Genomic DNA, 12,671 nt, shown 5'->3' with positions numbered 1-12,671 from the left:
GGGCCCCGGCGGCGGGTACCCGCGCGTCGCGTACCCGCGCGTCGCGTACCTGCGTTTCCCGCCCCGATCGGGCAGGCTGGGCAGATGCGCCTGGCGACCTGGAACGTCAACTCGGTGAAGGCCCGCCTCCCCCGGCTGCTGGACTGGCTCGCCGGTACGGAGCCGGACGTGGTCTGCCTACAGGAGACGAAGTGCCCGGACGGGTCGTTCCCGGCCGACGAGGTCGGCGAGCTGGGCTACGAGGTGGCCAGCCACAGCGACGGGCGGTGGAACGGGGTGGCGATCCTGTCCCGGGTCGGCCTGGCCGACGTCGCGGTCGGGTTCGCCGACGAGCCCGGGTTCCCGGAGCCGGAGGCACGGGCGATCTCCGCGACCTGCGCCGGGCTCCGGGTCTGGTCGATCTACGTGCCGAACGGGCGTACCCCGGACTCGCCGCACTACGAATACAAGCTCGCCTGGTTCGCGGTGCTGCGCGACGCGTTCGCCGCCGAACTGCGGACCGGGCTGCCGCTGGTGGTCTGCGGTGACTACAACGTGGCGCCGACCGACGCCGACGTCTGGGACCCGACCCTCTTCGTCGACTCGACGCACGTGACTCCGGCGGAACGGCAGGCCCTGGCCGACCTGCGTGCGCTCGGGCTGACCGACGTGGTGCCGACGCCGATGAAGGGTCCACACCCGTTCACCTACTGGGACTACCGGGCCGGGATGTTCCACCAGAACAAGGGCATGCGGATCGACCTGGTGTACGCGACCGAGTCGTTCGCCGACCGCGTCACCTCCGCCTACGTCGACCGCGAAGCCCGCAAGGGCAAAGCCCCCTCCGACCACGCCCCGATCGTGGTGGACACCACCCCGCCCTCCGTCGACGCCTGAGCGCAACATCGCGCCTCTTCCCGCGAGATCGCGCTCGTTCCGGGAAGGAGTGGCTTCCACGCGGGCCGAGGCCACTCGTTCCCGGAGAGAGCCCCCGCCGGCTCGACACGCGGCTTCCCGTCGGGCGGGCGGATGGGCGAGGTTAGGGTGGGGCCATGGCAGTGGTGAAGATCAACGCGATCGAGGTTCCGCCGGGGGCGGGTGCCGAGCTGGAGCGGCGGTTCGCGGCTCGGCAGGGCGCGGTCGAGGGCTCTCCGGGGTTCCTCGGCTTCGAACTGCTCCGGCCGGTGGCCGGGGAGAGCCGCTACTTCGTCTACACGAAGTGGGAGAGCCAGGAGGCGTACGACGCCTGGGCTTCCGGGCCGGCCCGGGAGGCGCACGCGCGCGGGCCCGCTGACGGCGGGTCGGGCGGGGAGCAGCCGCGACCGGTCGCCACCGGCGCCACGCTGCTGGAGTTCGAGGTGGTCCAGCAGGCCACCCCGACCGCACCGTAACCTCGGCCGCCCGCGCCTGCCCCGTTCCGTCCCGGGCCCCTTCCAGGAACCGCCACCCGGCGGTGTCAGGGGATCAGGGCTTCCGGGAGTCGACCAGCGAGGCGAAGGCGACGATGTTGTCGGAGTAGCCCGTACCGCCGCCGACCCAGCGTCCGCCGCAGGTGATCAGGCGGAGCCAGGGGCGGCGGAAGTCGCCGTACACCCGCTCGGCGGGCAACCCGTTCTTGTCGAAGTGCTCGACCGAGTTGACCTCGAAGATCGCCACCGACCGGTCCTGCCGGGTCACCTCGATCCGGGCACCCGGCCGGAGCTTCACCAGATCGTGGAAGACCGACGGCCCGGTACGGGTGTCCGCGTGCCCGACGATGATCGCCGGCCCGAACTGGCCGGGGGTCGGGCCGCGGTCGTACCAGCCGACCTCGTTGTGCTTCTCCAGCGCGGGTACGGCGATCGAACCGTCGTCGGCGAGCCCGACCCGGTGTACCGGGGCGCCTACCCCGATCGACGGGACCGCCAGTTTCACCGGTCGGCTCGGCGCGAGCACCGGGAAGTCCCGGGGCGGCTCCTTGCTGCCGCCGCTCAGCCAGCGCCACGGCCCGCCCGCCGACTGGCCCAGCCCGGCGCCGGTGGCGAAGATCCCGACGAGTACCAGGACGATCGCCAGCGGCCCGATCAGGTTCCGCCGGGGGCGGCTGCCGCCGGAGCGGGCCGCCGGATGCCGCAGGTGTGCCGCCGGCTGCCGGCCGCCGATCCAGGGGCGCCGGCCGGTGGAGGTACGGGCCATCGGGGCGAGACTCCTCCCGGTCAGGTCCGGCGCGGGGAGGTCGACCGGGCCCGGCGGCGGATGGCGAGCAGCCCCAGCGCGGCGCCGAGTACGGTGCTGGCCAGCCCGGCGGCCACCAGCAGTCCGCCCGGGTCGTCCGCGGCGCTGCCGCCGAAGCCGGTCGCCGGGCCCCGTTGCGGCCGGGTGGCGCCCACCACCATCAGCCGGGTGGTGCCGGTCCCGCCGTCCGGGCAGCTCAGCCGGACCCGGTAGGTGTCCGCCCGGGTCGTCTCCGGCACGGTGGCGACCGCGGTGAGGAATCCGGCCTGCGGCTGCACGGTCACGGTGCCGAAGGCCGGCGACTCGACCGTGGCGGGCTGGGTGTTGGTCCGGCAACTGGCCTTGATGCCGACCATGAAGCCGGCCTCGACGGTGCTCGGATTGACCTGCACGAAGACGTCGGCGGCGCGGGCCGGGGCGGGCACGGCCAGGAGCAGGGCGAACGGGACACCGCAGAGGATCGCGATGCGTCGACGCGTTGCCACTGGTCCCCCTCCCGGCACCTCGGACAGGGCCGGGCGCGCGGGGCCCGGGGCCTGCCGTATGCGGAAATCCTCTCATCTGCCGACGCCGGGCACACCCGGTCGGGCGTTATCGGATAGCTCCGCGGCCGGCCGGTTCGATCGCGTAGGCTGGCTTTCCCGTGACCCTCGCCAGCCAGGACCAGACCCCCGCACCCACGCCGGCCCGGCAGCCCGCACCAGCGCTCCGGCAGCCCGCGCCCGCCGAGGTGCCGACCCGGGCGCCGTCGGAGCGAGGGGCGTCGAGCCGGGACCCGTCGGCGCAGGTGCCGTCGGAGCGAGTGGTGTCACGCTGGGGCGTGCCGGGGCAGGTGGCGTCGGAGCGAGGGGCGTCGAGCCGGGTGCCGTCGGGGCGGGTGGCGCGGATCCGCACCTTCCACCCGCGTCGGGGGCGGCTCAGCGGGCGGCACCTGGACGCGCTGGAGCGGCTCTGGGCCAGCTACGGACTGACCGTCCCGACTCCCGAGGGACCCGAGAGCGACCGGCCCGACGCCGGGCGGCTGGACCTGGTCGAGCTGTTCGGGCGTACGGCGCCGGTGGTGCTGGAGATCGGTTCCGGGATGGGCGACGCGACCGTGGCGATGGCCGCCGCCGACCCGGGTCGGGACTACCTCGCCGTCGAGGTGCACACCCCGGGCATCGCCAACCTGCTCGCCCTCACCGAGCGGCAGGGGCTGACCAATGTCCGGATCGCCCAGGGCGACGCGCTCGACCTCGTCCGGCACCTGCTGCCGCCGGACCGGCTCGACGCCGTACACGTCTTCTTTCCCGACCCCTGGCCGAAGCCGCGGCACCACAAGCGCCGGCTGATCCAGCCGGCGCACGTCGCGCTGCTCCGCTCCCGGCTGGTCCCCGGCGGCACCCTGCACTGCGCGACCGACTGGCCGGAGTACGCCGAGAGCATGCGCGACACCCTGACCGCCGACCCGGAGCTGGTGAACCTGTTTCCCGGCTTCGCCCCCCGCCCGGCGCACCGGCCGGTGACGAAGTTCGAGCGGCGCGGTACGGCCGCTGGCCGCCCGATCCGCGACCTGATCTTCCGGCGCCGCTGAGCACGCCGACGGCCGAGGCACCAGAGCGAGGCACCAGAGCGAGGCACCGGATCGAGGACGGCGAGATCGTCCGGACCGGACCGGATTGGCGTTGCCGAGCCGGGCCAGGCACCATGGACCGGCTATGACGCTCACCGACCAGCTGCCGGGCAGCGCCGACCCCGACGCCCTCTTCGACACGTTCGCCGGTTGGGCGCAGGAGCGTGGTCTGAGCCTCTATCCGCACCAGGAGGAGGCGCTGATCGAGATCGTCTCCGGGGCGAACCTGATCCTGAGCACCCCGACCGGCTCCGGCAAGAGCCTGGTCGCCACGGGTGCCCACTTCGCGGCCCTGGCCGACGACCGGGTCAGTTTCTACACCGCGCCGATCAAGGCGCTGGTCTCGGAGAAGTTCTTCGCGCTCTGCGAGATCTTCGGTGCCGAGAACGTCGGGATGCTGACCGGCGACGCCAGCGTCAACGAGGACGCGCCGATCATCTGCTGTACGGCGGAGATCCTCGCCAACATCGCGCTGCGGGACGGCGAGCGGGCCGACGTCGGCATGGTGATCATGGACGAGTTCCACTTCTACGCCGAGCCGGACCGGGGCTGGGCCTGGCAGGTACCGCTGATCGAGCTGCCCCAGGCGCAGTTCGTGCTGATGTCCGCCACGCTGGGCGACGTCACCCGGTTCGTCGACGACCTGACCCGGCGTACCGGGCGGCCGACCGCGCTGGTCCGGAACGCCGAGCGGCCGGTGCCGCTGATGTTCTCGTACGCGATGACGCCGCTGCACGAGACCCTGGAGGAGCTGCTCTCGACCCGGCAGGCGCCGGTCTACGTGGTGCACTTCACCCAGGCTGCCGCCCTCGAACGCGCCCAGGCGCTGACGAGCGTCAACGTCGCCACCCGGGCCGAGAAGGACATGATCGCCGAGGCGATCGGCAACTTCCGGTTCACCGCCGGCTTCGGGCGTACGCTGTCGCGGCTGGTCCGGCACGGCATCGGGGTGCACCACGCGGGGATGCTGCCGAAGTACCGGCGGCTGGTGGAAACCCTGGCCCAGGCCGGGCTGCTCAAGGTCATCTGCGGTACCGACACCCTCGGGGTCGGGATCAACGTGCCGATCCGCACCGTCCTGTTCACCGGCCTGTCGAAGTACGACGGGGTCAGGACCCGGCTGCTCAAGGCGCGCGAGTTCCACCAGATCGCCGGCCGGGCCGGGCGGGCCGGCTTCGACACCATGGGCACGGTGGTGGTGCAGGCGCCGGAGCACGTGATCGAGAACGAGAAGGCGCTGGCCAAGGCGGGCGACGACCCGAAGAAGCGCCGCAAGGTGGTCCGGAAGAAGCCGCCGGAGGGGTCGATCGGGTGGGGCCGGCCCACCTTCGAGCGGCTGGTCGAGGCCGAGCCGGAGCCGCTGACGTCGAGCTTCCAGGTCAGCCACGCGATGCTGCTCAACGTGATCAGCCGGCCCGGCGACGCGTTCGCCGCGATGCGGCACCTGCTGACGGACAACCACGAGGACGGCGCGGCGCGGCGCAAGCACATCCGCCGGGCCATCGCCATCTACCGGGCGCTGCTGGCCGGCGGCGTGGTCGAGCGGCTCGCCGAGCCGGACGAGACCGGCCGACTGGTACGCCTCACCGTCGACCTCCAGCTCGACTTCGCGCTCAACCAGCCGCTCTCGCCGTTCGCGCTGGCCGCGATGGAGCTGCTGGACGCGGCGTCCCCGACCTACGCCCTGGACGTGCTGTCGGTGATCGAGTCCACACTGGACAACCCACGGCAGGTGCTCTCGGCGCAGCAGTTCAAGGCCCGTGGCGAGGCGGTCGCCGCGATGAAGGCCGACGGCATCGAGTACGAGGCCCGGCTCGAACTGCTCGACGAGGTGACCCACCCGAAGCCGCTCGTCGAGCTGCTGGACGCCGCCTACGAGATGTACCGGCGGGGGCACCCCTGGGTGGCCGACTACGAGCTGCGGCCGAAGTCGGTGGTCCGGGACATGTACGAGCGGGCGATGACCTTCGTCGAGTACGTCAGCTTCTACGGCCTGTCCCGCTCCGAAGGGCTGGTGCTGCGCTACCTGGCGGACGCGTACAAGGCGCTGCGGCAGAGCGTGCCCGAGGACGCCAAGACCGAGGAACTGATCGACCTGATCGAGTGGCTCGGCGAGCTGGTCCGGCAGGTCGACTCCAGCCTGATCGACGAGTGGGAGCGGCTGCGCAACCCGGCCGACCCGACCGCCGTGGTGGTGGACGAGAAGCCGCCGGCGGTCACCGGCAACGTGCGGGCGTTCCGGGTACTGGTCCGCAACGCGCTGTTCCGCCGGGTGGAGCTGGTCGCCCTGCGCCGCTGGGACGAGCTGGCCGCACTCGACGCCGAGGACGGCTGGGACACCGACGCCTGGGCCGACGCGCTGGAGCCGTACTTCGAGGCGTACGACGAGATCGGCACCGGGCCGGCGGCGCGCGGGCCCGCGCTGCTGATGATCGAGCAGGGCCGGGACCGCTGGACGGTCCGGCAGATCTTCGACGACCCGGACGGCGACCACGACTGGGGGATCAGCGCGGAGGTCGACCTCGCCGCCTCCGACGCGGCAGGCACGGCCGTGCTCCGAGTAACCGAGGTCGGCCAGCTCTGACGGCCCGATCCTATCCTTGCCCGCATGACGATCACCGATCATGAGCTGGCCATCGCGGCGGCGCGGGCGGGTGCCGAGGTGGTGCGCTCCCGCTACGGCACCGCGCTGGCCCGGTTCGACAAGGGACCGGGCGACTTCGCCACCGTCGCCGACATCGAGGCGGAGCGGGCGATCGTGGCGGTACTCCGCGCCGCCCGGCCGGACGACACCGTGGTCGGCGAGGAGAGTGGCCGCACCGGATCCGCCGGCAACGGTCGGGAATGGCTGGTCGACCCGCTCTGCGGGACGCTGAACTACGCCGCCCGCAGCATGCTGGTCGCGGTGAACGTCGCGCTGCGCTCCGGTCCGGAGACCACCGTTCCGGAGATCACCGCAGCCGCCTCGGCCGACCCGTTCAGCGGAGAGGTGTTCTGGACCGACGGCATTCGGGCCCGGGTACGCCACGACGGCGTGGACGCCGAACTCCGGCCGTCGGCCGACTCGTGGCTGGTGGACGTCAACCTGGATCCGCCCTTTCCGAACGACCCCGCCTTCCGGGCCGTACGACTGCTCGCCGACCGGGGGTTCGCCGAGCGGTTCCGCCCGCGGGTGGTCTCCAGCACCCTCGCGGTGGCCTGGGTCGCCGCCGGTCGACGGGCCGGGTACGTGACCGACGGACACCTGCGGGACAGCGTGCACTTCGCCAGCGGGATCGCGCTGTGCCGGGCCGCCGGTTGTGTGGTCACCGACCTGCGCGGGCAGCCGCTGCACACCGGTCGCGGCGGCCTCGTCGTGGCGGCCGACGAAGAGACCCACGCTGCCCTGCTGGCCCTGGTCGGCAACCAGTTCCGGTCCGACGCCGACGCCTCGGCGTGAGCCCTCATGCTCAACGCTGCGACAAGCGGTTGGCCAAGATGACGCGGACGCGTGAGGGCACTCGCGTCCGGATCTACTTGGCACTTTCCGTGCACGGTAAGGAGCGGATGATCTTTATCGGGTTGTCCGGCTGCGTGCGGCAATTTCGCGAGCCTCAGCTCGGCGATACGCCCCACGATCGCGCGAGCCACTCACTCGGACTTCAGGTTCAGGATTGCGGTGCCGTCGGTGATGCTCTTGACAGTCACCGTTTGTTTGATGTACATGCCGAGGATATCCTCTGGTTCTCTCGTGCACGATGTGTGTGCCAATCCATCGGCGTTGTTCCCGTAGAAGGCAGTCGTGCAGCCCTTCTTGATGGTGACGTCAAGACTTGGCCCGGCGGGGAGGGCCATGCGTACCTCAATGCTGCCGGCGTTCACCTTCCGTACCGTAAAGGGACCGGCTGTCAAGTCGACCGGAGAATCGGACAACGTGATCGTGACCGGTTTGGACACAGCGATCTCACAGTTGCCGCCAAGACATGCCTTGTAGTTCGTACCGTCCTGGGCGCTCGGCTGGATCGAGGTCGGGACGGGCTCAGACGCCGCGGTGGAGGCGCTGGGTGTGGTGGAGGCGCTGGGCGGAACCGGCGTTGACGTGGACGAGCCGTCAACGGCCGGCTCGTTCGAGGAACACGAGGCGAGTGCCGTGAGCGCGATCGCGGACAGCAGGAAGCGGGCAAGCCGGCCGGACCGGGCTAGTGGCTGCAGGCAGGTCATCAGGGTATTCAACACTCTCACTGCTGGTGTCGACCAAGACTGGCCTGTACCGGCAAGCAACCGCCATCTACCTCGCACCAACTCCATGCCCCAGGATGCGGGCTGTCACGGCTGTTCCAGCTTGGGCAGGGTCAGGTCGGCTGTGGCCGGTCTTGACCTCAAGTCTTATTGGGGTTGAAAGATCTAAGCCAGGACCACGATCTCTGACAACCCATGCACGGGAGAGCACATGCGTACTGACACCGGCTTCTATTCGATCATCGATTACACGGTCGATGGACCTGACACGCAACGTGAACTCGTGGCTGCCTTCGCGAACATTCAGGAGCGATGGGTCCGGTTCTATCCTGGGTACCGGTCGGCCCGGTTCCACGTCAGCACCGACGGCACGCGCGTCTACAACATCGTGCACTGGGCAAGCGAGGCGGACTACCGCAACTTCGAGGTGACCTCCGACACTGAAGGCCGGATGGCAGCCATCGACAAGGCACTGCAGGGCTTGTCCGGCAAGGCCGAGCCCCGGATGAGCGGCGACCCCCGCTACGTCGTCGTCCGCGAGGTCGGTCCCGGCCCGCGGCAGACCGACGCCTGAATCCGACTCACCCGAGCATGTGCATCGATCCAACGCTGCCCGCCATCCGAAGCTACCCATGAAGATCGAGATCTACGCGGACATCCTGTGCCCCTGGTGCTACATCGGCAAGAGACGCCTCGCCGCCGCTCTGGCCAGGATCGTCGACCGCGACCGGATACAGGTCGTCTGGCGCAGCCACGAACTCGCTCCGCAGGAAGGCAAACTCCCTGGCCTGACGGCCGCTGAGGCAATGGCGGGCTGGTGGGGAGAGCAGGCTTCCACCTCATCGTGTCGGCGACACCGTGGTCGGCGGCAAGGTGACACAGCCGGCGGGCGTCGAACGTGTTCACCGGCCGCGCACGGTGCAGGTTGAGTTCCAAGCCTTCTGCCGTACCAAGTGCGCGGATGCGCATGATCCTGATGGAGCGCCTGCTCCACGCCTACCACACCGAAGGTCTCAACGTCGCCGAGCCGCAGACCCTCGAACGGCTGGGCAACGAGGCCGGGCTAGACCGAACCGACGTACACACCATGCTCGGCGGTGAATGCCGCGCTCCGCAGCCCGGCGTTCGTCGGCCCGAACATGCTCGGCGTAGTCGTCACCGCTGGACTGTCCGGATTTACCTGGGACTTTCTGTGTTGGGCTCCGTTGCGGGACGGTTCGGGTTCTGTTCTACGTTCCACAGTGCCTCCAGCACGACGACCTAGGCGGATCCGGGGAACCGGCCACGTGTCCGGGCCGTCACAAGACCTCGTGAAGGCCCGGACGCGACGCCTGCTCATCTCGGGTGCCCTTGCCGTTCTCTTGTCGGTGGGGCTTCTCGCCATAGGCCACCACCACACATGGTGGGGACCCGAGCCATCACGCGATCCGGGCGCGCTCGTGCTACGGATCCGGTTCGTGGAGGGCATGGCGTCGCCCTTCGACCGCCCTGTCCCCGACATCTCGGTGTACGGCGACGGGCGGGTGCTGACCACGGCGATCGATCTCGCCGCGTCGCCCGCTCGGGAGGTCGTCAAGGATCAGCGGCTCACCCACATTGCGTACCGCCGGGTCTACCGCGACGCCCACCTCGCCGGGCTGGGAAGGTCCCGTAGCTTCCACAGCGATCAGCAGATCCTCGACGCCGGCCCCACCGTGGTGACGCTCCTGGCGGGTGGCCGGCGGCACGTCTCGACCGTGCAACCAGGCGCCAGCGGTGCACGGGTTTGGCTGATCAACCGGCTCGCCAACCATCTGCGGTCCCTGCCACGCAGCGACCTCGAACGCCCGCCAGTAACCTATCGTCCGGAGCGGATGGCGATCGTGGCGTGGCAATCCCAAGAGAAGTGGCAATCCCAAGAGAGCTCATCCGGAAGCTCGCCCGACGCTGGGACCACGGTCACGCCATGGCCGCTTCGGCCGCTCCCAGCAGGTCAGCAGGCGACCTGCACCCTCCTTACCGGGGCCGACTCCGAAGTCGCGGCGCGACTCGCCGACTCAGCCGCGCCCAACACAGCGTGGCGTAGCGGCCCGAACCTGTACGCCGTGCTCTTCCGGCCGTTGCTGCCCGACGAGACGGACTGCACGGCGCTGACCCCGTAACCCGACCCCCAGCACCACCACAGCACGCACGGAATCCCGAAACGTCGTTCGCGTCACCGTCCATGCTGTGCGTACGGCCACCGGCCTGTTGAGCGGCTACCGGCGGCTGGCCACCTTCAGCCGGACGTGGCCGCGCCGTTGGCCAACTTCAAGCGGACTGGCCAACTTCGCCCGGACCGGACAACGATGTCGTGTCCGGCTGAAGGTTGCGGATGATCAAGGTGCTGACCAGCGACTCGCAAGGTAGGTTCGGACGATACTGCGGCGAAGCGTCCTAACATACCTTGCGGATTCCCGATCCTGGCCGGCCCGCAGTCGAGCCGCGCAGAGCCGCTGACCAGCGGCTCGTGTTGAGCGACAGATTCGTGCTCTGGCTGCAGGTGCGCCGTTTCGTGTGCCAGAACGCTGCCTGCCGGGCCAGGACGTTTGTGGAGTAGGTGCTGCCCGGCCCGCTGCGCTGACCCGCGGTGCCCGGCTGCGCCGAGTGGGCCGGTCTGCTCTCCCCGAGCGGGACCGGGCCTGGTGTGATTGTGGAACCCGCGAGTCGGCTGCGGCCATGAATGGTTGTGATGACGGACCAGGAGGCGCCGCCGGCGGTCGATGCCGGTCAGTTGTTCGCCAAGCACGCGACACATCTGCTGCGGTACTGCCGCGGGCGGATCGACGCCGCCGACGCCGAGGACGTCGTCGCGCAGGTGTTCCTGGTCGCGCACCAGCAGCGCGACCGGTACGAGGACACCGGCCCCGGGGTCCGGGCCTGGTTGTTCGGCATCGCGACCAACCTCCTGCGGGAGCACCGTCGTGCCGAGATCCGCCGGCTGCGCGCGCTGGCCCGGCTACCCGCCGGCGCGACGTCCACCGAGGACCATGCCGACCGGGCGGTCGAGCGGGTCGACCGGACGGCACGCGGCCGTCGGGTTCTGGTCGCGCTGGCCGGGCTGTCCCGGCGCCAGCGCGACGTGCTGCTGCTGTACGCCGTTGCTGAGCTGACCTACGAGGAGATCGCCCACGCGGCCGGGATGCCGGTGGGTTCGGTTCGTTCGACGCTGCACCGGGCCAGAGCCAAGGTCCGTGCGGCGCTGGCCACCCAGGGGAGGAGCACTGATGCCTGAGTACGACGACGAGGACCTGCGGGTCCTACGCTCCCTGCTGACCGTCGAGCCCGGCGAACTCGACGAGTCGCGGCGCCGCACCCACGCCGCGCTCCACGCCCGGCTCGCCCGACCTGCCCGGCACCTCGGGTGGCGGCACCCCACGGCGCGGCGGTGGGTACCCGCGCTCGCCGCCGCGCTGATACTGCTCGTCGTGCTGGGCACGGTCTCGTACCTACGCCGCCCGGTCGCCGAGCAGGCCGCTGCCCCGCCGACCATCGACATCGCCACGGCGTTCGACGCGCTCGCCACCGCGGCGGCCGACCAGGACCCGGTCACCCTCGGCCCCGGGCAGGTGCTCTACGTGCGCACCGACGGTGTCACCACCGACTTCGAGCACAGCCCGGCGTTGAAGTTCCACTACAGGTACGAGGCATGGAAGGATCCGGAGGGCATGGTGCCGCTGCGGACGCGCCAGTACGAGACCCGCATGGACATCCCGGTACTGGACATGCGCCAGGCCGACCTTGCCGCCGGCCAGGTCGCCCGACCGGGCACCGACCTGGCCTCGGCCACCCCCGCCTGGATCGCCCAGCTGCCGACCGACCCGGTCGCGATGCGCGCCACGCTGGTGTCCGCCAGCGCGTCCGGACGCGGTGATTGGTCCGTCGACCACGGCGTGTGGGAGGCCATGCGCCAATTCCTCCCGACCGCCGACCCGCTGCTGCCACCCGCGGTCCGCACCGCGCTGTACCGCGCGCTCGCCGGGATCAGCAGGCTCACCGCCGTCCAAATCGAGATCGCCGGCCGACCGGTCGTCTCCCTCCGGCGCGTCGAGCGCACCACGGTCGTCGAGTTGCTCTTCGACGAGCGGACCGGCCGGTTCCTGGGCGAGGGCAGCGGCGCCCTCGACCTACCTCTGGTGACCAGGGCCCCGTCGCCGGTGCCCGACGTCCCGCTGGAACGCACGATCACCACCCGGCTCCTCGTCACCTGCACGATCGTGTCCCGGGATCAGATCCCGGCCTGAGACCAGGTCGATGGCTGTCGCGGCCGTGATTTCGCTCCTGAGAATGCATAGGGGTTCTGGAGGTCGACATCACACTTTCTGTACGGCAGCCGCCGCGATGTCGCGCCACTCCTCGCTCGTCAGCCGAACATGCAGACGGTATGGCCGACCGGACGTCCGTTCCCGGGGCCGAGCAACTGGCCGCATCACCCCTACATCGATCGAGGACTCGACAGTCATGCCACGACATCTTTCGCTCCATCGATGCCCGCCTCGCGTTACCAGCTCGGCACGTACGCCCCAGCGACCGACCCGACACGCGCGGGTGACTCGCAAGGAATTCCGGACGCCTTGCAAGATCACTCGCAAGGTAACCCGGCACTCGCAAGGTTGGCCCGGACGCGACA

Annotated in this window: 14 protein-coding genes; 11 read left to right on the top strand and 3 right to left on the bottom strand. The window is 70.6% G+C overall.

From position 1 onward, the window contains the following. Positions 1-84: 84 nt before the first annotated feature. Both Pma05_RS24310 and Pma05_RS24305 read left to right on the top strand, forming a co-directional pair. Positions 85-876, top strand: coding sequence for an exodeoxyribonuclease III (locus Pma05_RS24310; protein WP_203859773.1), 792 nt, complete (start codon positions 85-87; stop codon positions 874-876). Positions 877-1,031: 155 nt separating this feature from the next. Then, positions 1,032-1,370 (top strand): antibiotic biosynthesis monooxygenase family protein, encoded by a 339-nt coding sequence (locus Pma05_RS24305; protein WP_203859772.1) that lies wholly within the window; start codon positions 1,032-1,034, stop codon positions 1,368-1,370. Between the two features lie 73 nt (positions 1,371-1,443). On the opposite strand, the gene Pma05_RS24300 is transcribed toward Pma05_RS24305, so the two are convergent. Further along, positions 1,444-2,154, bottom strand: a complete 711-nt coding sequence (locus Pma05_RS24300) for a class F sortase (RefSeq protein ID WP_203859771.1) — start codon at positions 2,152-2,154, stop codon at positions 1,444-1,446. Between the two features lie 20 nt (positions 2,155-2,174). Next, complete coding sequence (locus tag Pma05_RS24295) at positions 2,175-2,678, bottom strand: hypothetical protein (protein WP_239312994.1); 504 nt, start codon at positions 2,676-2,678, stop codon at positions 2,175-2,177. Between the two features lie 377 nt (positions 2,679-3,055). On the opposite strand from Pma05_RS24295, the gene trmB reads away from it, so the two are divergent. The 3 genes from trmB to Pma05_RS24280 all read left to right on the top strand — a co-directional run bounded on the left by trmB (position 3,056) and on the right by Pma05_RS24280 (position 7,244). Continuing rightward, complete coding sequence (gene trmB, locus Pma05_RS24290; protein WP_203859827.1) at positions 3,056-3,766, top strand: tRNA (guanosine(46)-N7)-methyltransferase TrmB; 711 nt, start codon at positions 3,056-3,058, stop codon at positions 3,764-3,766. A 124-nt stretch (positions 3,767-3,890) separates the two neighbouring features. Beyond that, complete coding sequence (locus tag Pma05_RS24285; protein WP_203859770.1) at positions 3,891-6,389, top strand: DEAD/DEAH box helicase; 2,499 nt, start codon at positions 3,891-3,893, stop codon at positions 6,387-6,389. A gap of 24 nt (positions 6,390-6,413) precedes the next feature. Next, positions 6,414-7,244, top strand: coding sequence for an inositol monophosphatase family protein (locus Pma05_RS24280; RefSeq protein ID WP_203859769.1), 831 nt, complete (start codon positions 6,414-6,416; stop codon positions 7,242-7,244). A gap of 191 nt (positions 7,245-7,435) precedes the next feature. Here Pma05_RS24280 and Pma05_RS24275 read toward each other — a convergent pair whose 3' ends face one another. Next, positions 7,436-8,020 (bottom strand): hypothetical protein, encoded by a 585-nt coding sequence (locus Pma05_RS24275; RefSeq protein WP_203859768.1) that lies wholly within the window; start codon positions 8,018-8,020, stop codon positions 7,436-7,438. A gap of 214 nt (positions 8,021-8,234) precedes the next feature. Here Pma05_RS24275 and Pma05_RS24270 point away from each other — a divergent pair, with 214 nt between their 5' ends. The 6 genes from Pma05_RS24270 (at position 8,235) to Pma05_RS24245 (ending at position 12,285) form a co-directional block, all read left to right on the top strand. Beyond that, entirely contained in the window at positions 8,235-8,597 is a 363-nt protein-coding gene (locus Pma05_RS24270) for an antibiotic biosynthesis monooxygenase family protein (RefSeq protein ID WP_203859767.1), read from the top strand. Between the two features lie 58 nt (positions 8,598-8,655). Beyond that, positions 8,656-8,952 carry a DsbA family protein gene (locus Pma05_RS24265; RefSeq protein WP_203859766.1) on the top strand — a complete coding sequence of 99 codons (297 nt, stop codon included), beginning with the start codon at positions 8,656-8,658 and terminating at the stop codon, positions 8,950-8,952. A gap of 32 nt (positions 8,953-8,984) precedes the next feature. Further along, positions 8,985-9,287 carry a thioredoxin domain-containing protein gene (locus Pma05_RS24260; protein ID WP_203859765.1) on the top strand — a complete coding sequence of 101 codons (303 nt, stop codon included), beginning with the start codon at positions 8,985-8,987 and terminating at the stop codon, positions 9,285-9,287. 193 nt (positions 9,288-9,480) lie between these two features. Continuing rightward, entirely contained in the window at positions 9,481-10,164 is a 684-nt protein-coding gene (locus Pma05_RS24255) for a hypothetical protein (RefSeq protein WP_203859764.1), read from the top strand. 569 nt (positions 10,165-10,733) lie between these two features. Next, on the top strand, positions 10,734-11,276 hold the full coding sequence (locus Pma05_RS24250) for an RNA polymerase sigma factor (protein ID WP_203859763.1): 543 nt from the start codon (positions 10,734-10,736) through the stop codon (positions 11,274-11,276). After that, on the top strand, positions 11,269-12,285 hold the full coding sequence (locus tag Pma05_RS24245) for a CU044_5270 family protein (RefSeq protein ID WP_203859762.1): 1,017 nt from the start codon (positions 11,269-11,271) through the stop codon (positions 12,283-12,285). Before Pma05_RS24250 ends, Pma05_RS24245 begins: the two co-directional genes overlap by 8 nt. The last annotated feature ends 386 nt before the right edge of the window (positions 12,286-12,671 follow it).

It is taken from the genome of Plantactinospora mayteni (assembly GCF_016862935.1).
GTDB classification, from domain to species: Bacteria; Actinomycetota; Actinomycetes; order Mycobacteriales; family Micromonosporaceae; genus Plantactinospora; species Plantactinospora mayteni.
This window is presented reverse-complemented; position numbering and strand designations above follow the sequence as displayed.